Raw genomic sequence first — 19,148 nt, forward strand, 5'->3', positions numbered from 1 at the left:
CCGGCTGGCGGGCTATCCGTTTCCGTATAGATACTGTTTCGCGTTGACGAAGGCGCCCATGACGAACAGGGAAGTCGCTATCTCGCTGCCGACGATGATCCGGCAAGGGTGGCGAAGGCGCGTCCATTCGTAAGGCTGAAAAAGATGGCCTTTTATGCCTTCTCCCAGCGCATCCGAGATCGCCTTCAAACCCGTGGCGATCAAGCCGTCATCCCGCGGTTCATGCCGCAGCAGCACCAATGCAGCCACGGTGAGGGCGGCGTCGAACGCATTCAGGGTAAAGCCGATCAGCTCGGATTTGCAATAGTCCAGCGCGACTTGACGAATTTCTTCGATTTGCCCTTCGGGAGCCAGGTTGTTTTTTTCAGCCTCGCTGAGCGTCAAGTAGGCTTCGTAGAAGCGGCCGATGTAGTAAATGTATATCTCCGGCAGATAATACTGAAAAGCGGATTCATGCCTGAAGTTGCCGCTCACGACTGTTCGGTAATGAAAATCGAGCAGGCGCCGCACGGTCTTCAAATTGTCTCCTTCAAGGGACAACCACTGCTTTCTGTTGACCAGCATGGACTCCAGAATGTCCATGTTATGGCCGGGGCAGATTTCGTTCCCTGACGCCTCCCGAACGATCCGTCCGTCGGATTTTGGGAACCGCTTGTCGAACCAGATCGGAATCGCTCCCTGATAGTCCAGCGGGCGGGTCATCCGGATTGTCGGCGGATTTGAGGTGTAGCCGCTGCCGATCTGGTATTCGGTGATGATTTCCATCCAGGGGTGCGCCAAAAAATTCCGGCATTCCCTGAGTAGTTTCACATCGGCGGCAAGGTGCTTTTCCTCGACAATATCCAGCCACTTTTTCGCGATGGAAAGCGTGAAAAAAGTCGTGTCGGTATCGGGAGCATAATCGCCGAAGCCCAGATCCTTTTTGATGGCTTGATTTTTTTTGTCCAGCCGGGGCAGGCATTCCGCCCTTTCATCCTCAGGAAAACAGGTCGTCGCGGGATGCCGGAGGCCGTTATTGGGGGTTACCAGCCATTCCTGGCAGGTGACGACGCAAAAGTGGAGCAGGTTTTCCAGGATTTGCACGATTTGCCGCAACTCATCGGGCGGTAGCCGGTTTGTTGCGACCCGGGTTAGCAGCAATTCGAAAAAATTGGCATCGTAGAAAGCGGTACGGTGGATAAACCAGTGCGAACGCTGAAACAGCTTTTCCGCAATGCCTTGATAAGGTTTGCGGACGATCTTCAATTTTACGGGATTGCAATGAATGAAGCAGCGGATTAAGGCGAACAACAAAACGGCATTCTGGTATTCGAAAGCGCCGACGCCGCGGAGAATATTTAGGAAGTTTTCGCCGTTCATCTGATCGTCGCCGGACAAAACGACCTGCGCCGCAACCGGAAAATAGGGATTTTTGTTATGTGAGTTCCACGTTTGCAGGATATCCTGCATGCAGCGTTCGATGACGGTATCCAACGCGTCCGGTTTGGGATTTGTCTGGATCAAGGGTATTTTTTCCCGCCGGCGAAAATGTGGCTTGTCGATCCGGTCGAGCAGTTCGGCAATCGGCATGAATGTCCGGTCGATCCAGTCGGCATCCCGCCACTCATCGTAACCGGCACGCATTGCGGCGCGGATAACTGCCTGATAGGCGGGAACAGCCTGCATCGGAATCCCCGGATGGCGGCAGCCTTTAAGGATCAGGTATTTCAATAACCAGTTGCCCGCGGCTTTTCGATAAAGCCGCTTCAGATTACGGCCCGGTTCTGCGTAGGGCTGTTCTGTTAAAATAGGCGCATCGCAGATGTCATAAATATTGGCGTATTGGGCCATCCATCCACCCTCCCGGATCGAGTTATCCGCTCAGCCTGAGCCAATCGCGGCTTCAAGTCGGTACGCCGGACAACAGATGCAAGAAATCATCGAGCCGGTTGGCTTCCGACGCGATCAGCCGCGTTTTTTGCCTGCGGCTTAATTTTTTAAGCCGCAGTTCGCGCCGGGTTGCGGAACTGCGGTCATGCCCGGTTTCCAGATACACGAGCCGCTCAGGCCGCCGGCCGTAGAAATATTTAGCGCCGCGCCCGTCGGCATGCTGCTCGAAGCGCCTCTGCACGTCATTGGTGATGCCGGTATACAGCGAGGTATCGCTGCAGAGGATGATATAGACGAACCAGGTCATCGGCAGCCTACACCGCGGTCCCGAACAGCCTGCCGACGCCGGCCGTCAGTCCCATCGCCAGCGCGCCCCAGAATGTGACCCGGAAGGCGCCTCGGGACAGGCTGGAGCCGCCGGTATAGGCCGAGACGAGGCCCAGCAGCGCCAGAAACAACAGGGACGACGCTGCAACCGCCAGTCCGGTATCGGGGCCCGGTGCCCATAGCGCGATCAGTAGCGGGAGGGCCGCGCCGATCGAGAACGTAAACGCCGAGGTGAGGGCTGCCTGGAGCGGACGCGCGGCGCCTTGCTCCGAAATGCCCAGTTCTTCCAGCGCGTGTGCGCCGAGCGCGTCGTGGTCCATCAGCTGGATCGCGACCTGCTCCGCAAGCTGCGGATCGAGGCCGCGCCGGATGTAGATGCCGGTCAGCTCGTCCAGTTCATGCGAGTGGTTTTCTTCGAGTTCTTTGCGTTCGCGCGCCAGGTCGGCTTTTTCGGTATCGGCTTGCGAGCTGACCGAAACATATTCGCCGGCCGCCATCGACATCGCGCCGGCGGCCAGCCCCGCCGCGCCGGCCAGTAAAATATCGTGCTGCGCCGCGCGCGAAGCCGCGATTCCCACAATCAAACTGGCCGTCGAGACGATGCCGTCATTGGCTCCCAATACCGCGGCGCGGAGCCAGCCGGTTCGATGCGTACGGTGAGATTCCGGATGGTGAAATTGCATGCCGATTTCCTGGTTAACACAAGTCGGGTTCGAGGGAAAGCAGGCGGTTGATCCGGGCTTTGATCTCCTTGGCCGCTTTTTCCAATGCTTTCCTTTCCGTTCGGTTCAGGTAAGGATGGAGATGGCGAATGACGCCGCGCCGCCCGACCACGACCGGAATACTGAAGCAATTGTCCCGGATTCCGAGCCAGTCTTCAAGATAGGTGCTGAGAGGCAGGGTTCTATGCGAATCGTAGACAATCGCGCGGACCAGTTCGCAGACCGCGGCGGCGATCGCGAAATTGGTGTAGCCTTTGGCGTTATACACATCGAAACCGGCGTTGTACACGGCGTTGAAAATTTTGCGGTGCAAAGGGTTGTCGTCGATATGCTCGCTGCCCATCGAAGCGGTGCTGAACAGCGGAAACTGGTTCGGACCGTGTTCGCCGAGAATATAGGCGCGCAGATCGTCCGGATGGATCTGCTGCTCTATCGACAGCAGCGACCTGAAGCGCGCCGAATCGACCAGGGTGCCGATACCGATAATTCTTGAAGCCGGAAAACCCGAAATCTGCGTTGCCAGATAAGTCAGGATATCGACCGGATTTGTGATGATGATCAAAATTGCGTCCGGATTGTTGCGCGCCAAGCGCGGAATCAACTGCCGGAACAAGGCTGCATTGGCCGGGCCGAGCTCCATGCGCGCGGTCATGTGGCCCGATAACGGCACCGAGGCGGTAACGATCAGAATGTCGCTCTCTGCGACGGCTTCGATCGGAGCGCTCTCGATCTGCATCGTGCGTTCGCAGAAGGCGAGGGCATGCTGTAAATCCAGTTCGTCGCCATGCGCTTTGGCCAAATTCCTGCCGGCCAGCACCAAATGGTCGCAGAGGCCTTTCAGCACCATTGCATAAGCGATGGTCGATCCGACATGGCCGGTGCCGATAATGGCAATTTTCATAGGCTGGGGCTCCCATACGGCGGAGTTGTCGAAAAGATACGGCGGGTTACACTCGCCGATCCAGGGATTCTGCCGGGAAAGGCTCCACCGTTGAAGACTGCACAATTAAAGCCGATCGTTTTTAAAAGCACTTTACCCGGCTGTGGCTCATTCTACTCTGTTTCGCCCCGGCTGCAGACAGCGAAAGGAGGTTAGTCCGCCGGTAAGGGCTGAGCAGCGGCAACGACGAGGTTGCATCGGCGCGGGAAAGAGAGCCGGAGGACGGAGGGAGGCAGGGGGCAAAATAGCGAGAAGCGCGGGACTGCGAAGAAAAAAGGTGGGCGGAAAAACCGCCCACCAGCTTTTTTATCAACCGTTCAATCTTACGAAGCCGCCTCGGCCGCTGCTTCGTACGGTTTGGTTGTGCGAGCATCCTGCGGGGCGTTCAGTATCACGTCGGCCGCTTTTTCGGCGATCATGTAAATCGAGGACACGATAAAGAAGCCCGGAATCTTCGGGAATACCGAGGCGTCGACGACGCGCAGGCCCTGGATCCCGCGGACGCGGAACTGGCTGTCCAGTACCGCCATCGGATCGTTGTCGGCGCCGATCGGGCAGGTGCAGGAGGCATGGTGGCCCCAGGCATTGAAGCGGACGAAATCGCGCAATTGGTCGTCGGTTTGCACGTCTTTGCCGGGCGCGACTTCCTCGGTCAGTATGCCTTGTTCGAACAGCGGCTTGGCAATGCTGCGCACGAATTTGACGCCTTCGACGACCGAATCGAGATCTTCGCCTGTAGTATCGTTGCCTTCCTCGAAATAGCGGAAATTGATGTAGGGCCGGTCGCGCGGATCGCTGGAGGCCAGCCGGACTTCACCGGCACGGTTGACCGTGTGCGCTTTCAGCACGGCCCAGGTCAGGTAGTTCAGATTGTCCTTAATCAGCTTCGAATAGCCAGGGAAGTAGCCTTTGAAATATCCCAATACAGCGAAACAGAACAAATCGGGCAGCGGCCGCTCTTCGAAAGAACGCCTGATGACCGCCAGCACTGCGCCGTTGGTCGTGTAAACGCCCTTGTTTTCGTTCTTCCACTCGTTGTATTGCGGATCGCCGGGCGAATATTTGGCGCCTTTCAGGACTTCCCAGTCCTGATTCATACGGTTCACGACGCCGACTTCGTAACGGTCCTGCAGGTTGGTGCCGACGCCGGGCAAATGCTGCTTGACCGGAATGCCGTGCTTTTGCAGTTCTTCCTGCGGACCGATGCCGGACAGCATCAGGAGCTGCGGCGTATTGTAGGCGCCGCCGGCCAGAATCACTTCTTTCGAGGCTTGGACGGTGCGGCGCTCGCCGGGCTGGCTGCTCGGATTGGCATGCGCCTTGTAGAGTTTGGCGCCTTTCAGGTATTCGACACCGATGGCGCGGTTGTTTTCGTCGAGAATGACCTTGGTGACCAGGGCGTCCAGTTCGATGGTCAGATTGTTCGGATATTTCTGCTGCGCCACGAGCAGGCGTTCGCGGGTGCTGTGGCGGCGGCCGTTCGTGGTCGCGAGCGGCGGATAACGGAGTCCGGTGGCATTTTCCTTGACCAGACGCCAGTCGTTCGGATCGGCCAGTCCTTCGATTTGCCATTTCAGGCGCTCGAAAAAGTTCGGCAGGGCGCCGGCAGCCTTGGCGGCGGACTCCAGTATCGTCAGGATCAGTTTCTTGTCCTTCGCCAAGGCTTGCAGCGGCAGCGCGGCTTCGGTCTGGAACCAGCCCTTGAATCCGTGGCGGGACGGATTGATGCCGAGCCAGGTGGCGAGCTTACGAAGCTTCGGCCGGTGCTCGCAGTTTTCCATTCCTTCGAAATATTTGCGCATATTGTCGGAATTCCATGAGGAATCGCCGGTCAATTGCGCAACTTCGTCCCAGTCCGCGTTGTGCGGATAGACCGTGATCATCGCATTATGTGCAGTGCAGCCGCCTAGGCAGCCCGCGCGCGGGTACAGCACGCCTTTCTCGGCCGGCGTGTATTTGGGGTCTTGCGCTTGAAGCGCTTCGGTTTCGTAATGGCGTACGAAAAAATCCCAGCGCATCGCTTCGTTTTCGGTCGAAAACGGATGGAAGACCGGTACATCGTAATCCTCGGGCAGGCGGTTTTCGCTAGGGAAAGCCAGGTTGTCGCCCTGGAGCTGTTTCGGGTCGCCGCCGGCTTCCAGAACGAGGACCTTTTTGCCTTTTTCGGCGAGGCGCGCCGCGACGGTGCCGCCGCCCGCGCCCGAGCCGACGACGATATATTCGTAAGTTGCGTTCGATGCTGTCATGTTTGTTTCCTGATCTAGATAAGTAAAAGCCGCCTTAATCAGAGATCGCGGCGGCTCCGTGACGCTGTAAGTGATAACGGTCCGGGGGCGGTACACCGCCCCCGGTCGAAGGCCGGAGACTTAGAATGTCTTCAGGAATTCGATCAACGCGTTTTTGTCGGCATCGCTCAGGCCGGGCTCGATATCGGCTTCCTTGAAATACTCGGTACCGAAATAATGGCCGCGGTTGACGATGTAATCCGGGCATTTGCTGGCCTTAACCAACGGATCGACCAGATTCTTAAAGACTTCGGCCGCCTGTTCGTCGGTCGCGTCTTTCGGCAGTTTTTTCAGATCGTACTTGATCTTGAGCAGCAGTCCGACCAGTTCGGCATCGTGCTTGACCTTGTTGACGAAGCCGTCAGGGCGGTCCAGGTTGATGTTGGTCAACAGGTTGACCGGTGTGCCTTTCGGAATCGGTCCCAGTTCGAGGCCTTGTTCGCCGGCGAATTTGCCGCCTTCGATCTTGCCGATCAATTTGTTCAGCAAGTCAGGCAGGAACCCCGATGGCACCCTGAGATAGCTGGTCGCGAAGGTGCGGTCGATCCAGCCCGGCAGCATTTTGCCGTTCGCGGTTTGATACTGGATGTTGCCTTTGCGCGTTTCCGGCCACAGCAATTGATGGATCGAGTCATCAAACGATGAGAGCCGGGCTTCGACCGATGGGCTTTCCTCGAACTTGCCGAGCGCGTTGTTCAGGAAGAACGGTGCGGTCGACCAGACGCTGACCAGCGAGGCAGGGCGCGTGTAACCCACGCCGCCGCCCGGCATGTTGAATTCCCAAGGCTTGCCGGTCATCGGATGGTGGACAGTGAATTTGCCGACCGACGGCAGGCTCTTATACGATTTCGAGGTGAAGTCGTTCCAGATGTTGCCTTCGATGCCGTTGGTTGCGAGTGGGCTGCAGGCGTTCGTTTCGAGCAGCGTGACCGGGATACGCAGTTCGGTCGAGAGGAAGTTGTCCTGAAGGAAAGCGTCTTCCTTGACGAGGGCCGTCATCGCGGTTTTGAACTCGTCGGTCTGCGTCCAGCGCCAGTAGTTGTTCCAGTATTTCAGATAATTCGGCCCGACTCCGCCGTTGCCCGGGAAGAAGCTGTATGCTTTCGGAGGCAGTTTGCTGGAATGGCAGCGCGCGCAGCGTTCCGCAAACACTTCCTTGCCGCGGGTCAGCACCGCTGCGTCCTGGGTGATTTTTTGCTCGCCGCCGGGGGCGTTTTTCAAGAGATCAGGACGGGTGCCGGCGATAAAGAACAGCGCCAGATCCGGCGTTTGCGCTTCATTGGCTTGCCAGTAGGACGAGTTTTTCCGCGACTGGGTAATTTTAATCGGCGTGATCGGTTTGCCGCCGACCAATGGATTGAAGTGAGTCAGCCAGTCTTCGCTGAACAAGCCGATATTGATGAACACGCGGTTCAGTGCACCGAGCGCGCCGACCGAATCGGCGCCGTCTTTCAATACGCGCGGCGTGAATACGGTATCCGGGGCTTTATAGAATTCGGTCAGCGGCCCGGTTGTGACGTAATCGTTCAACTGCTTGTTGTTTTCGCTGCCGCCGCCGAGTTTTTCCTCGCCGAATTTCTGCGCGTTCAAGAGGCGCGGCACCAGGTTATAGACCGCGTTCATCGTGCGCGGGTTGTTGATGTAGTCGCTCGAAATCAGCGAGGTGTCCAGCGCACCGGGACGCGAGGTGGCGAACAGTTGGAACGGGAACGCGCTGGGGTCGGCTTCCCAGGAGAAGATCCGGTCGATCCAGAAATATTGCGCGCCGGGATTCGAGTTCAGGTTTTCCCATTTCGGATGTTCGGGATCGGCAGGCGGATTGGTCGGATTCGGGCCGACATGGCAGAAACCGCAGGCCATCCCGACGCGGTAGGGGCGGACCAGATTCTTGTTGTTGTAATAGCTCGGATCGGTGTAGTAACGTTCCGGATCCCAGGCTTTTTCGGCCTGCTCGTCGAAATCCGGGTTCGGGAACAGGCGCAGGCCGACGATGCCGGTCGCATAGCCGTAGTAGGAGCCGGCCGGAATGTTTTTGCCGCGCGCGCCGTATTTGACGCCGGGGTATTTTTCTTCATTTTCGAAAGGGTCGGCCGGACAGTCTTTCGAGCGCACGTCGAGCCAGAGGCCGTAGCGGTCCTTACGCGGCCCGGTGCCCTTTTCGAAGCAGGGTTCGTTGACCAGGCCCAGATAGCTCCAGCGGTTGTCCCGGCTGAATTTAAGGTTCGGGTGATTGGACAGGGTTTTCAGGAAGTCGAGGTTGCCGACGCTGCGATAGCTGATGGTGTTCCACAAGCGGTCGTTGCCGGCGGTCCAAACGTTCCAGTTGTTCCGGCCAATCGCGACGCGCCTGGCCGCTTCTTCGGGCGTGATGCCGGGCACGAATGGGGCCAGCGTTTTGGCCAGTTCTTCGGGATGTTTGGTGATGCCGTAGTCCATGTCGCGGAAGTAGTCTTCGTCCGCGCCTTTCAGGCTGGCGGCATCGCGGCCGACGCACATCGCTTCGTCGATAATTTCGCCTTGTTTGTTCTTACAGACGTTGCTGCTAAAAAGTGCTGCTGATCCCACGCTGCTATAGCCGGCCAGGCCCAAAAAACCCGTGCCGGTCAGCATCAGCGCAAGTGCTGATTTTCTCAGTTTCATATTTATCTCCCCGGTTAAATTGAAAATCCTGCAGATGATTGACATCCATGAAATGCGGTGTTTTTGGTTGGCCTCCGTTAGAAGTGATTCTATTTTATTGGTTATTGTTTTTATTATGAGCCTGTCAGGTCTTTAGCATGAATAGCACGTCGGCCGGAGCGGTGCTGATTTTTCAGCAATAGCTCCTGCAATTCCGGACTTTCAACGCAAAAACGCCAGGATATCCCGGCTGAAAATGGAGCTTGATCGGTTTTCGGCGATTTTAGGTGAAACTCAGTTAGAATATTTCTTAAGTTGTTAATCCAATACGCTTAAGTTAGGGCGTATTTTTCTTAAGTTATTCTTGCTTTCGGATTGAGTTGTCTATGTTGAGCCAAGCTGATCTGCTCAATTGTGTACCTAACGGCGAATTTTTGTCAACTAAAGAGTGACGGGGATGCGGATAAAAATTATCTTGATATATCATGGTCTTGTAAGAAAATGCTTACATAATTTTGAGTTGCTGGCGGTGGGGTCCCCAATGATGCCGCAGCAAGGTAGATAGACGGATGCCGCTCACAGTCGAATGGGTCGAGCAGTGCCGGGAGCCGGTGAAAGATATCCGGGTAGAAACGCCCGCAGGGTGGTTGCGTGTAAGCGTAAGCGGCGATGTGATGGTCGGCTGCGACTGGATTATTGAAACGGATAGCCGAATCCCCGGCGACCGCAAGTGGCAAAATCTGTTCGACGCTTATTGGCATGACAGTAAGATTGATCTCGCCGTGAAGGTATTGATGCAGGGCACGCCTTTTCGGCGCCGTGTATGGGCCGAATTGTGCCGGATTCCGTTTGGCGAAACGCGGACTTACGCCGCTTTGGCCCATGTGCTGGCTTCTTCCCCGCGAGCGGTCGGCAATGCCTGCCGCGACAATCCTTACGCACCGCTCATCCCTTGCCATCGGGTCGTTTCGTCTGCGGGCCTTGGCGGTTATTGCGGCGTCACCGAGGGCGCCTTAATGGATGTCAAAATCAAACTGTTGCAATTCGAGGCGGAGCATTGCCGATGAAAGCCGCGGACGTAATCGATCAGTATCTGGATGCGGTCTGGGCCGAGCAGGGGCTCAGCGAGAATACGCTGGCCGCCTATGGGAGCGATTTAAGGATATTTGCCGACTGGCTGAAGGGCAAGCCGATGCTGGAGGTCGACGGCGACCAGCTGTCGCGTTTCCTCGCCTTCCGTTATCAGCAGGGCATCGGCAGCCGCTCCACCGCGCGCATTCTTTCGACTCTGCGCGGTTTCTACGGTTATCATCTGCGCGAAAACCGGATCAGCGCCGATCCGACCGCGCTGATCGAGTCGCCGTATATCGGTCGGCCGCTGCCGAAATCGCTGTCCGAAAAGGACGTAGAACGCTTGCTCGAAGCGCCCGAGGTATCCAATGCGCTCGGCCTGCGCGACAAGACGATGCTCGAAATGCTCTATGCGACAGGGCTGCGGGTGTCCGAGCTGGTCGGACTCAAATTCGAACAGATCAGCTTCCGCCAGGGCGTGGTCCGGGTTACCGGCAAAGGCAGCAAGGAGCGGTTGGTTCCGGTCGGCGAAATCGCGATGAGTTGGCTCGAAACCTATATGAATCGGGCAAGGCCGGATATTCTCGGCGCCCGGCAATGCGACTATCTGTTCGTGACGAACCGGGCGGAAGGGATGACCCGGCAGGCCTTTTGGCATATCATCAAGCGGCACGCAAAAAAAGCCGGCATCGCTGCGGAACTGTCGCCGCATACCTTGCGCCACGCTTTCGCGACGCACTTGTTGAACCACGGGGCGGATTTGCGCGTGGTGCAGTTGTTGCTCGGCCATTCCGATCTGTCGACGACGCAGATTTATACACATATCGCCCGCGAACGGCTGAAAGATTTACATTCCAAATACCATCCGAGAGGCTAAATACAACATGACACAACAGATTCACCCGACCGCTTATATCGGCTCCGACGTCACGCTCGGAGAAGGAACCCTCGTCGGCCCGTTCGCGGTGATCGAAAGCGGTGCGGTGCTCGGCGGCCGCTGCCAGGTCGGCGCGCATGCGGTCGTGCACGGCCATGTCAGAATGGGAGCGGGCAATATTCTGCATCCGCATGCGGTATTGGGCGGCTTGCCTCAGGATCTCGGCTTCAGGCCGGAAACCGCAACCTGGCTGACCGTCGGGGACGATAACGTATTCCGTGAAGGCTTTACCGCGCACCGGGCGACTAAGGAAAACGGCGAAACCCGGATTGGTTCGGGCTGCTATTTCATGAACAACAGTCATGTCGCGCATGACTGCACGATCGGCGACAAGACCATCTTCGCGAACAATGTCGCGATCGGCGGCCATGTCGAAGTCGGCAACAATGTGTTCCTGGGCGGCGCGGTCGTTGCCCACCAGTTCTGCCGAATCGGCGCATTCGCGATCGTACAGGGCACCACCGGCCTGAACATGGACGTGATTCCGTTCACGCTGGTTGGCGGCCGGCCGGCGCGTCATTACCGGCTGAATACGGTCGGCCTGAGAAGGGCCGGTATTACCGGCGAACGGTACAATGTCTTGTCCCAAGCTTTCCGCTTGCTCAGGAACAAGAAGACTTTGGATGATCTGGAAGAAACGGAGGAATTGAAGCTTCTGAAAAACTGGCTGGCGGTCAAATCGAAGCGGGGCCTGCACGGATTTGTCGATATTTCAGCGGATTAAAGGCCGATGCAGAAGAATTCGGACATCTCGGGGGCAGTATTAAGTGACGATCTGGTCGAACTCGCCGGACGGTTGGGCCAGCGATTGAGTGAGGCCGGCCACATGCTTGCCCTGGCCGAGTCCTGCACCGGAGGCTGGATTGCGCAGAGCGTGACCGAGATCGCCGGCAGTTCGGTCTGGTTCGACCGGGGGTTCGTGACCTACAGCAACAGCGCGAAAACCGCCATGCTCGGTGTTCGCGAAAGCACGCTGCAGCAGTATGGCGCGGTCAGTCCGCAAACCGCCTCTGAAATGGCGGCCGGCGCCTTGGCGCACAGCGCGGCGGACATCGCCCTGGCCGTGACCGGCATCGCCGGTCCCGGCGGCGGCACTGCCGAGAAACCGGTCGGCTTGGTATTCATCGCCTGGCAGCGTCGCGGACAGCCGTGCCGTTGCCGGGAGCTACATTTCGAAGGCGACCGGCATGCAATTCGTCGGCAGACCGTGGTGAAGGCTTTGCGGGGCCTGCTGGATGAATATCGGGAGACCGATCGCCCTTAAGGGTCTCCTATCCGGTATATGACCGGCGATTCGGGAGCTATTCGTGGGGAGTTTTTTGAAAAATTCGAATAACATTATCTACTTATGGTCTCCGTTCGGACTTTGCCTTTTATTCGCTGAGCCTGAATATCATCGCAGCCAGAGCTGAAATCTAAGGGAATGCTCATCCGGAGTTTGAATTGCGCAGCAAAAAGATTGAGTTAGCGCATAATTAACAGTAGAAATAAAAAACTATTCAACTGATGCTGAAAATTAGATACTTGACGTTGTAAGATAAAAACGAAAAAAGAGTTCAATAAGCTCACTATCATGCAAGAAATTTACGGTAGCCATCCGATGAATAAAAGCATCTCAACCGATTTAAGATTGCAGGCGCGCGTGCTGAGCGTTATGGTTGTTTTATTGGGCTTTGCCGTTTTGGGGGGATGGGCATTCGGCTTCGATATGTTGAAAAGCCTTCTGCCGGGTTTACCCTGCATGAAAGTGAATACCTCGATTGGCTTTATCTTATGCGGGGCAAGTCTCGGGTTAATTACCGTTAAAGACTTCTCGGGATCGGTTCGAGCGGCAGCCTTTGCGCTTACGGGCATTGCACTGTTATTGGCGGCGATAACGCTGGCCGAGTATGCCTTGAAATGGAATTCGGGTATCGATGAATTCTTTTTCAAGGATTCATCGTCTGGCGCTGCCAATCCGGGCAGGACTTCGATAATAGCGGCCGGAATGTTTCTGTTAACCGGCGCTGCGTTGCTTTTAATGGCATTACGTCGTCATTACGGGCTTATCCAGTCTCTTGCCTTTATCAACGAGGCGCTTGCTGTATTGGCGTTCGTAGGCTACCTCTGCGGTAATTTGTACCTGCCTCTCTTTACGGGGGCCTCGGGAATGGCTGCCCATACGGCGCTTGGTTTTCTTGGCTTGGCGACCGGTATATTGGTTGCAACAGCTCGGCATGGGTGGATCGCGGCTTTACTGCCTCATGCTCGGCCGATCAGTGTTGCAATATCGGTTGCGATTTTGTTTGTTTCGATTGCCGCTATGCTTCATAGCGCGTATCAAAGCCGTAAGACGGTAGATAGCGTGGCGCAAACGTACCAGTTGCTGAACCTGACTGAAGAGATCGCATCGGCTTCCTATGAACATAAGGCAATCAACCGTTCCTACCTGCTGACCGGCAATGAGAGTCTTGTCGCACGTGCATTGCGAATTCGGCAAACCATTCGGGATAAGCTGGATAGTCTGAAACGGTTGACGATCGGTAACACCGAACGGCAACTGGACTTGAAGCAGCTTGCCGGTCAATTCGATGATTTATATTCCTTGGCTGACAGGTTGATTTTGATTCGGCAGAGCCAAGGAATCGAAGCTGCAGCCGGGATCGTGGCCGAAGGCGAGATTGATCGCCTCCATGCAGGCGTAATGACTAAACTGACGGAAGTAAAATCGGCTGAACAATCCTTTTTGCAAACTCAATTAAACGCTCTCGAACTAAGAGACAGCATTGCACGCATCGCATTAAGCACCGTGTTATTGCTGGGCGGCGGTGTCTTGCTGCTGACGTTCAATATTCTTCATAACGAGATAACGCGGCGAAAGCAATCCGAACGCCTGGAAAAGTCTCGTAGCGGAGTATTGGAGCTCCTTGCTTGCGGCGCATCTTTGTCGACGGTACTCGAAGCCATCGTCTTAGGTGTAGAAGCCGAACATCCTGCCATGCGCTGCAGTATCCTGTTGATCGATGAGGCAGGGAGGCGGCTTCTCCATGGCGCAGCTCCCACTCTGCCGGATTTTTATAACCAAGCGGTCGACGGTATCGTTATCGGTTTTGGGGTTGGCTCTTGTGGAACAGCTGCCGGCACCCGACAAAGGGTGATCGTTTCCGATATCCAGAGTCATCCTTTTTGGTCGGATTTTAAGGCACTGGCAAATAAAGCCGGCTTGGCTTCATGCTGGTCGGAGCCTGTTTTTTCCTCGGAAGGCAAAGTGCTGGGCACTTTTGCGATTTATCATTCCGATATCCATTATCCCACTCAAAACCATTTGGCACTCATTGAACAGGCTGCGAAATTGGCAAGCATTGCGATTGAAAAGCACCAAACCGATCTGGCGCTGAAAGCGAGCGAGGCTCGCTATCGCAACCTCTTTGAGGCCAATCCGCTGCCTATGTGGGTTTTTGATGTCGAGACATTGGATTTTCTTGCCGTTGACGAAGCTGCGATCCGGCATTACGGATATAGCCGGGATGAGTTTTTGGCGATGAAAATGACCGCCATTAGCGCTCCTGAAGAATGCGAACGGCTTAGAATCGCGATATCAGCCAGTGAAGGCGCCAACGGTTTCGGTATTTGGCCGCACATAACCGGAGACGGCCGCGAGATTCAGGTAGAGATTACCGCGCAGCTGCTGATCTTTGAAGGCCGAAAAGCGGTAATTATCCTGGCAAACGACGTAACCGATCGCCTTCGCATCGAGCAGCAGTTGCGTAAATTATCGATGGCGGTCGACCAGAGTCCGGAAAGTATCGTCATTACCGATTTAAATGCGACTATCGAATATGTTAACGATGCGTTCATAAGAAACTCAGGTTTTAGCCGGGAAGAAACGCTTGGCCAAAACATCTCGTTGATCAAATCGGGAAAAACGCCGTCTCCCGTTTATCGGGAATTGTGGGCTGCACTGAAGCAGGGGCGGGTTTGGGAAGGAGAATTTATTAACAGGCGCAAGGACGGTACCGAGCATAATGATTTTTCGCTTGTCCTTCCTATCAAGGATGGATGTGGGATGACGACCCATTATGTGGCCATTCAGGACGATATCACCGAAAAAAAGAAACTGAGCATCGAGCTGGAGCAGCATCGTCATCATCTGGAAGAGCTGGTCCTATTACGCACTGCCGAACTGGAAGAAGCCAAAGCCGCAGCCGAAGCCGCGAATGTGGCGAAGAGCGCTTTCTTATCGAATATGAGCCATGAAATCCGCACGCCCATGAATGCGGTACTCGGTTTTTGTTATCTGCTCGAACATCAAGCCTTGCCGGCGGAATCCCTGAATCTGGTGCATAAGATTCATGGCGCCGGAAAAGCATTGCTTTCGATCATTAGCGATATTCTCGACTTTTCAAAAATTGAAGCCGGCCGGCTCGATATCGAAAATCAACCGTTCCAGTTGAATGACATGTTGGAAAACCTCGCCGCTTTAATGTCGGTCGGTGCCGGCAGTAAAAATCTGGAGCTGACGATTCTTCCGCCGTTGAATGTCAATCATTTGATTGGCGACGAGATGCGCCTGCAGCAAGTTCTGGTCAATTTACTCAGCAATGCCGTGAAGTTTACCGAAAATGGCGAAGTCGAGCTGCGTATCTGTGTCGCGTCCGAACAGGACGATCAGGTTTATTTGCGTTTTAGCGTGAGAGATACCGGCATAGGCATTTCCGAGGATCAGCAACAAGCCATATTCGGAGCATTCTCTCAAGCCGATAGCTCGATCAGCAGACGCTTCGGCGGAACAGGGCTTGGTTTGGCCATCAGCCAACAATTGATAGCCATGATGGGAGGGCAATTGCAAATCAAAAGCGCACCGGGCGTCGGCAGCGAGTTTTGGTTTGTATTACCTTTCCAGCGCCATACGGACGCGATTCAGGGTAATAATGAAATAAATCTTTTGAGCGTATTAGTTATCGACGACTGTGAGACGGCACGTAATGCCTTGCAGCATGTGGTAGCCGGTTTTGGCTGGAAGGCCGATATTGCCGGCTCGGGTGAGGATGCGGTATTTCAAACGCTGGCAAAAGAACAGGTGTCTTATGATGTCGTTCTCGTCGATTGGAAAATGCCGGGGCTCGACGGTGTAGCCACCTCACGGGCATTAAGGCGGGCATTTGCCGAGGTATCGACCAATTCCAAAAAAGTGCCGATTATCCTGATGGTGACGGCGTATTCTCAGGAAGAACTAAAAGCGCAACTGGACGCTTGGGATGTCGATGGCTTATTAAACAAGCCCGTTACGCCTTCTTCGCTTTACGACGCAGTGAATAAGGCAATGCGCCGGGATCAATCGGAAGCGGAGAGTCATCCGGCCAGGGTTAAAAAACCTTTGAATAACAGGGTTACCGGTGTGCGTATATTGGTCGTCGATGATAGCGACATTAACAGGGAGGTTGCCAGGCGCATCTTGGAAAGGGACGGCGCGCTTGTCAGCGAGGCGCGCGATGGACAGGAAGCCGTGGATTGGCTGTCGGCGCATATGGGTATGGTCGACGTGGTCTTGATGGATATACAGATGCCGCGTTTGGACGGTTACTCCGCGACGCGGCGGATACGCGAGAATCCCGGTTTCGCGAATCTGCCGGTGCTTGCCCTGACGGCAGGTGCTTTCAAAAATTTGCAGGACGCCGCACTGAATGCGGGGATGAACGATTTCATCGCCAAACCGTTCAACGCCGATTTATTAATCCAAAAAATCCGGCATTGGAGCCATTGCGAAATGCCCGGCAATAAACCGCAGGACAAAAGTCAAGAGACTCTTTATCCGGCCAATCTACCGGAGCTGCCCGGCATCGATGTAAAGAGAGGACTGGAGCTTTGGGGCGATACTGAGGTTTATCGGGATTACATTTCGCATTTTGTCAGCCAATATAACCGAGCCGGTTCCGAGATTGTTCAATTGTCGCAGGCTGGCGATTTAAAGGCGGTAGCCGCGTTTGCGCACAAATTGAAAGGCTCCTCCTCCAGTCTGGCTTTGCCTACAATCAGCCTTCGCAGCCGGGAAATCGAAAAAGCTGTGGAAACGCCCCGATTGATAATCGATGCAGCCAATGCCCTGCAGCAAGCGATTGACGAAGTAGCGGACAGTGTATCTCATTGGATGGCGATATCATCCGGACCGGCTAAACCGGAAAATAACAGCCTTCAGGGTAGAAATAATGAGGAGGCGGTTAAGCCGGTGTTAAACAAACTCCTCGTCGCGCTCGACGAGGATAATCCTACTAATGCTAAGCCCCTGGTGAGTGAACTTGAAGCAATGTTGGGCATTGAAGCGTTAGCCGACATTAAAGAGAGCGTATTGAGCTTTGATTTCCGTAAGGCGGAAAATTTGACGCGCAATTTTATCGATAACTTGAACTAACCGTATGGAGGGGCCATGCCGACCCGGCCTATTTTAGTCGTTGATGATGAACCGTATAATTTGGCGGTTTTCAGTCAAATCCTAGAACCGGAGTACAGACTGGTATTTGCCCGGAATGGCGCCGAAGCGCTATCGGCCGTTGCCAAACATAATCCGCGCCTGATCTTGCTGGATATTCAAATGCCCGACATGGATGGCTATGATGTCTGTAAAGCGTTGAAAGCGAATGCGGCCATAAGCGAGATACCCGTTATTTTTGTAACGACGTTAAACGATTCGGGCAACGAGGAAATGGGGTTTGCGGTTGGCTGCGTCGATTATTTAATCAAGCCGGTCATCCCCAGTATTGTTCGCGCCCGGGTGCGGACGCACTTATCCCTGGTGCAGCTTGCCAAGCTGGAGAAAAGCCACCGCGACGCCATCTATATGCTGGGCGAAGTCGGTCATTTCAACGATGACGATACCGGCGATCACATCTGGCGTATGGCTGCTTATTCATCGCTATTGGCTAAAGAACTCGGTTGGAAAACACAAGATGTCGAATTATTAGGGCTTGCAGCGCCCATGCATGATACGGGCAAAATCGGCATACCGGATGCAATCTTACGCAAGCCGGGCAAACTGGATGAAGCCGAATGGCAAGTCATGCGGCGCCATTGCGCGTACGGACGGCAAATTCTTTCCAAAAGCAATGCCCCTGTTTTTGTATTAGCCGCAGAAGTGGCCATGTATCATCATGAAAGATGGGATGGCAGCGGTTACCCGGAGAATCTGGCCGGATTGTCCATTCCCGAATCCGCGCGCATTGTGGCTATTGCGGATGTATTTGATGCGTTGACTACTGCGCGGCCTTATAAACAGCCATGGCCGCCCGAAAAGGCTTTTCAGGAAATCCGGCAAGGCGCCGGCCGCCATTTCGATCCGGATTTTGTCGCCTGCTTCGTCAATATGCAGCCGAAAGTGCTTGAAACCATGAGGCAATGGAATTCTTAAGGGCGCTCGGGGCAATGGAGCCATGAACTCTGTACATTCGGGTTTAACTAGGCCTTGAGGGTGTTACAACCGGTAAACGATTCACCCGAGCATTTGCCGGATCGCTTCGATTTCCTCCTTGGCAATGTCCAGAATTTCGAGACTGCCGCTCGCGTCGAGCCGGCGGGCGATCTTTTGATAAGCAGGCAGCGTGTCGAGTTTCGGCAGGGTTTTGATGTCGACCTTGCCGATCAGGCTGTGGAATTGCGCCAGCATCACGATGTCGGCGTAATCGAGGTGTTCGCCGGTATCGCGCTGCCAGTTTTCCGAATGGAGCACGACATTCTCGAAGTCGTCCGGAAAATTCCATTTGCGGATGATATTCAGGCCGATCATGCCGTGCAGCTTATCGATCGTTTCAGTGAGGTGGGCGGCGTTCGCTACCAGGTCGATGTGTTGATCGGCAAAGGCCAGAATCGGGATTTTGCCGATGTCGTGAATCAAGCCGGCCAGCATCGCGCGGTCGGGATCGAAGCCTTTTGCCTTGTGCGCCAGTACGGCGCTGATTGCGGCGACAAAACTGCTGTGCGCCCATAATTCGACCATTCGTTGGCGGATGAAAGGCGATTTGGCGGTGAATACCGACTTTAGCGAGAACGCCGTGATGATGTCCTGCACGGCTTTCAGTCCGAGCCGGGTGATTGCTTCCGGGCAGCTTTCAATCGTTTTGCGGCCGCGGTAAAGAGCGCTGTTCGAAATCTTGATCAGGCGCGCGGTGAGCGAAGGGTCGGCCTGCATGGTGCGAGCGATCTTGGCGCTGTTGGCTTTCTCGTCATTGATCACGCGGCGGATTTTAAAAGCGACCTCGGGGATCGTCGGCAGGATCAGCTGGTTTTTTTCGAAATGGCGGTAACACACCAGCAGCAGCTTGTTTTCGCTCTGGCCGGTTGCGGAAGAGGTTGTTAGCGGTTCGGCAGCTTCCATGGGTAAGGTTTTAAAAATCGGACAGTAAGGCAAG

The 19,148-nt window shown here is 55.1% G+C and carries 13 protein-coding genes; 6 read left to right on the forward strand and 7 right to left on the reverse strand.

The features are described 5' to 3' along the window. Nucleotides 1–12: 12 nt before the first annotated feature. From JJL52_RS13335 to JJL52_RS13360, 6 genes are all read right to left on the reverse strand, one after another. Nucleotides 13–1,830 carry a hypothetical protein gene (locus tag JJL52_RS13335; RefSeq protein ID WP_202052979.1) on the reverse strand — a complete coding sequence of 606 codons (1,818 nt, stop codon included), beginning with the start codon at nucleotides 1,828–1,830 and terminating at the stop codon, nucleotides 13–15. Between the two features lie 52 nt (nucleotides 1,831–1,882). Next, nucleotides 1,883–2,176 (reverse strand): GIY-YIG nuclease family protein, encoded by a 294-nt coding sequence (locus JJL52_RS13340; RefSeq protein ID WP_202052980.1) that lies wholly within the window; start codon nucleotides 2,174–2,176, stop codon nucleotides 1,883–1,885. Between the two features lie 7 nt (nucleotides 2,177–2,183). Continuing rightward, nucleotides 2,184–2,879 carry a VIT1/CCC1 transporter family protein gene (locus JJL52_RS13345; RefSeq protein WP_202052981.1) on the reverse strand — a complete coding sequence of 232 codons (696 nt, stop codon included), beginning with the start codon at nucleotides 2,877–2,879 and terminating at the stop codon, nucleotides 2,184–2,186. A 13-nt stretch (nucleotides 2,880–2,892) separates the two neighbouring features. Then, entirely contained in the window at nucleotides 2,893–3,819 is a 927-nt protein-coding gene (locus JJL52_RS13350) for a malate dehydrogenase (RefSeq protein ID WP_202052982.1), read from the reverse strand. Nucleotides 3,820–4,181: 362 nt separating this feature from the next. Beyond that, entirely contained in the window at nucleotides 4,182–6,104 is a 1,923-nt protein-coding gene (locus JJL52_RS13355; RefSeq protein ID WP_202052984.1) for a GMC family oxidoreductase, read from the reverse strand. Nucleotides 6,105–6,224: 120 nt separating this feature from the next. Further along, complete coding sequence (locus tag JJL52_RS13360; RefSeq protein WP_202052985.1) at nucleotides 6,225–8,783, reverse strand: cytochrome c family protein; 2,559 nt, start codon at nucleotides 8,781–8,783, stop codon at nucleotides 6,225–6,227. Nucleotides 8,784–9,331: 548 nt separating this feature from the next. On the opposite strand from JJL52_RS13360, the gene JJL52_RS13365 reads away from it, so the two are divergent. The 6 genes from JJL52_RS13365 (at nucleotide 9,332) to JJL52_RS13390 (ending at nucleotide 18,151) form a co-directional block, all read left to right on the forward strand. Then, on the forward strand, nucleotides 9,332–9,829 hold the full coding sequence (locus JJL52_RS13365) for a methylated-DNA--[protein]-cysteine S-methyltransferase (protein ID WP_202052986.1): 498 nt from the start codon (nucleotides 9,332–9,334) through the stop codon (nucleotides 9,827–9,829). Further along, nucleotides 9,826–10,710, forward strand: a complete 885-nt coding sequence (xerD, locus tag JJL52_RS13370) for a site-specific tyrosine recombinase XerD (protein WP_202052987.1) — start codon at nucleotides 9,826–9,828, stop codon at nucleotides 10,708–10,710. Before JJL52_RS13365 ends, xerD begins: the two co-directional genes overlap by 4 nt. A 7-nt stretch (nucleotides 10,711–10,717) precedes the next feature. After that, on the forward strand, nucleotides 10,718–11,494 hold the full coding sequence (gene lpxA, locus JJL52_RS13375) for an acyl-ACP--UDP-N-acetylglucosamine O-acyltransferase (RefSeq protein WP_202052988.1): 777 nt from the start codon (nucleotides 10,718–10,720) through the stop codon (nucleotides 11,492–11,494). A 6-nt stretch (nucleotides 11,495–11,500) separates the two neighbouring features. Continuing rightward, nucleotides 11,501–12,034, forward strand: coding sequence for a CinA family protein (locus JJL52_RS13380; protein ID WP_202052989.1), 534 nt, complete (start codon nucleotides 11,501–11,503; stop codon nucleotides 12,032–12,034). Nucleotides 12,035–12,343: 309 nt separating this feature from the next. Beyond that, the gene (locus JJL52_RS13385) at nucleotides 12,344–17,158 is read left to right on the forward strand and encodes a response regulator (RefSeq protein WP_202052990.1); all 4,815 of its coding nucleotides are present in this window, start codon (nucleotides 12,344–12,346) and stop codon (nucleotides 17,156–17,158) included. A 15-nt stretch (nucleotides 17,159–17,173) separates the two neighbouring features. Next, on the forward strand, nucleotides 17,174–18,151 hold the full coding sequence (locus JJL52_RS13390) for an HD domain-containing phosphohydrolase (RefSeq protein ID WP_202052991.1): 978 nt from the start codon (nucleotides 17,174–17,176) through the stop codon (nucleotides 18,149–18,151). An 81-nt stretch (nucleotides 18,152–18,232) separates the two neighbouring features. Here JJL52_RS13390 and JJL52_RS13395 read toward each other — a convergent pair whose 3' ends face one another. Further along, nucleotides 18,233–19,114: an HDOD domain-containing protein gene (locus JJL52_RS13395; RefSeq protein ID WP_202052992.1), complete on the reverse strand. Its 882-nt coding sequence runs from the start codon at nucleotides 19,112–19,114 to the stop codon at nucleotides 18,233–18,235. Nucleotides 19,115–19,148: the final 34 nt, after the last annotated feature.

It is taken from the genome of Candidatus Methylomicrobium oryzae, assembly GCF_016745425.1.
GTDB classification, from domain to species: Bacteria; Pseudomonadota; Gammaproteobacteria; order Methylococcales; family Methylomonadaceae; genus Methylomicrobium; species Methylomicrobium oryzae.

What these genes read in the sequence shown, in the direction of transcription:
- JJL52_RS13385 (WP_202052990.1), top strand. Translation starts at nt 12,344, where the DNA reads ATGCAAGAAATTTACGGTAGCCATCCGATGAATAAAAGCATCTCAACC.
- JJL52_RS13395 (WP_202052992.1), bottom strand. Translation starts at nt 19,114, where the DNA reads ATGGAAGCTGCCGAACCGCTAACAACCTCTTCCGCAACCGGCCAGAGC.
- xerD (WP_202052987.1), top strand. Translation starts at nt 9,826, where the DNA reads ATGAAAGCCGCGGACGTAATCGATCAGTATCTGGATGCGGTCTGGGCC.
- JJL52_RS13380 (WP_202052989.1), top strand. Translation starts at nt 11,501, where the DNA reads ATGCAGAAGAATTCGGACATCTCGGGGGCAGTATTAAGTGACGATCTG.
- JJL52_RS13360 (WP_202052985.1), bottom strand. Translation starts at nt 8,783, where the DNA reads ATGAAACTGAGAAAATCAGCACTTGCGCTGATGCTGACCGGCACGGGT.
- JJL52_RS13340 (WP_202052980.1), bottom strand. Translation starts at nt 2,176, where the DNA reads ATGACCTGGTTCGTCTATATCATCCTCTGCAGCGATACCTCGCTGTAT.
- JJL52_RS13390 (WP_202052991.1), top strand. Translation starts at nt 17,174, where the DNA reads ATGCCGACCCGGCCTATTTTAGTCGTTGATGATGAACCGTATAATTTG.
- lpxA (WP_202052988.1), top strand. Translation starts at nt 10,718, where the DNA reads ATGACACAACAGATTCACCCGACCGCTTATATCGGCTCCGACGTCACG.
- JJL52_RS13355 (WP_202052984.1), bottom strand. Translation starts at nt 6,104, where the DNA reads ATGACAGCATCGAACGCAACTTACGAATATATCGTCGTCGGCTCGGGC.
- JJL52_RS13345 (WP_202052981.1), bottom strand. Translation starts at nt 2,879, where the DNA reads ATGCAATTTCACCATCCGGAATCTCACCGTACGCATCGAACCGGCTGG.
- JJL52_RS13350 (WP_202052982.1), bottom strand. Translation starts at nt 3,819, where the DNA reads ATGAAAATTGCCATTATCGGCACCGGCCATGTCGGATCGACCATCGCT.
- JJL52_RS13365 (WP_202052986.1), top strand. Translation starts at nt 9,332, where the DNA reads ATGCCGCTCACAGTCGAATGGGTCGAGCAGTGCCGGGAGCCGGTGAAA.
- JJL52_RS13335 (WP_202052979.1), bottom strand. Translation starts at nt 1,830, where the DNA reads ATGGCCCAATACGCCAATATTTATGACATCTGCGATGCGCCTATTTTA.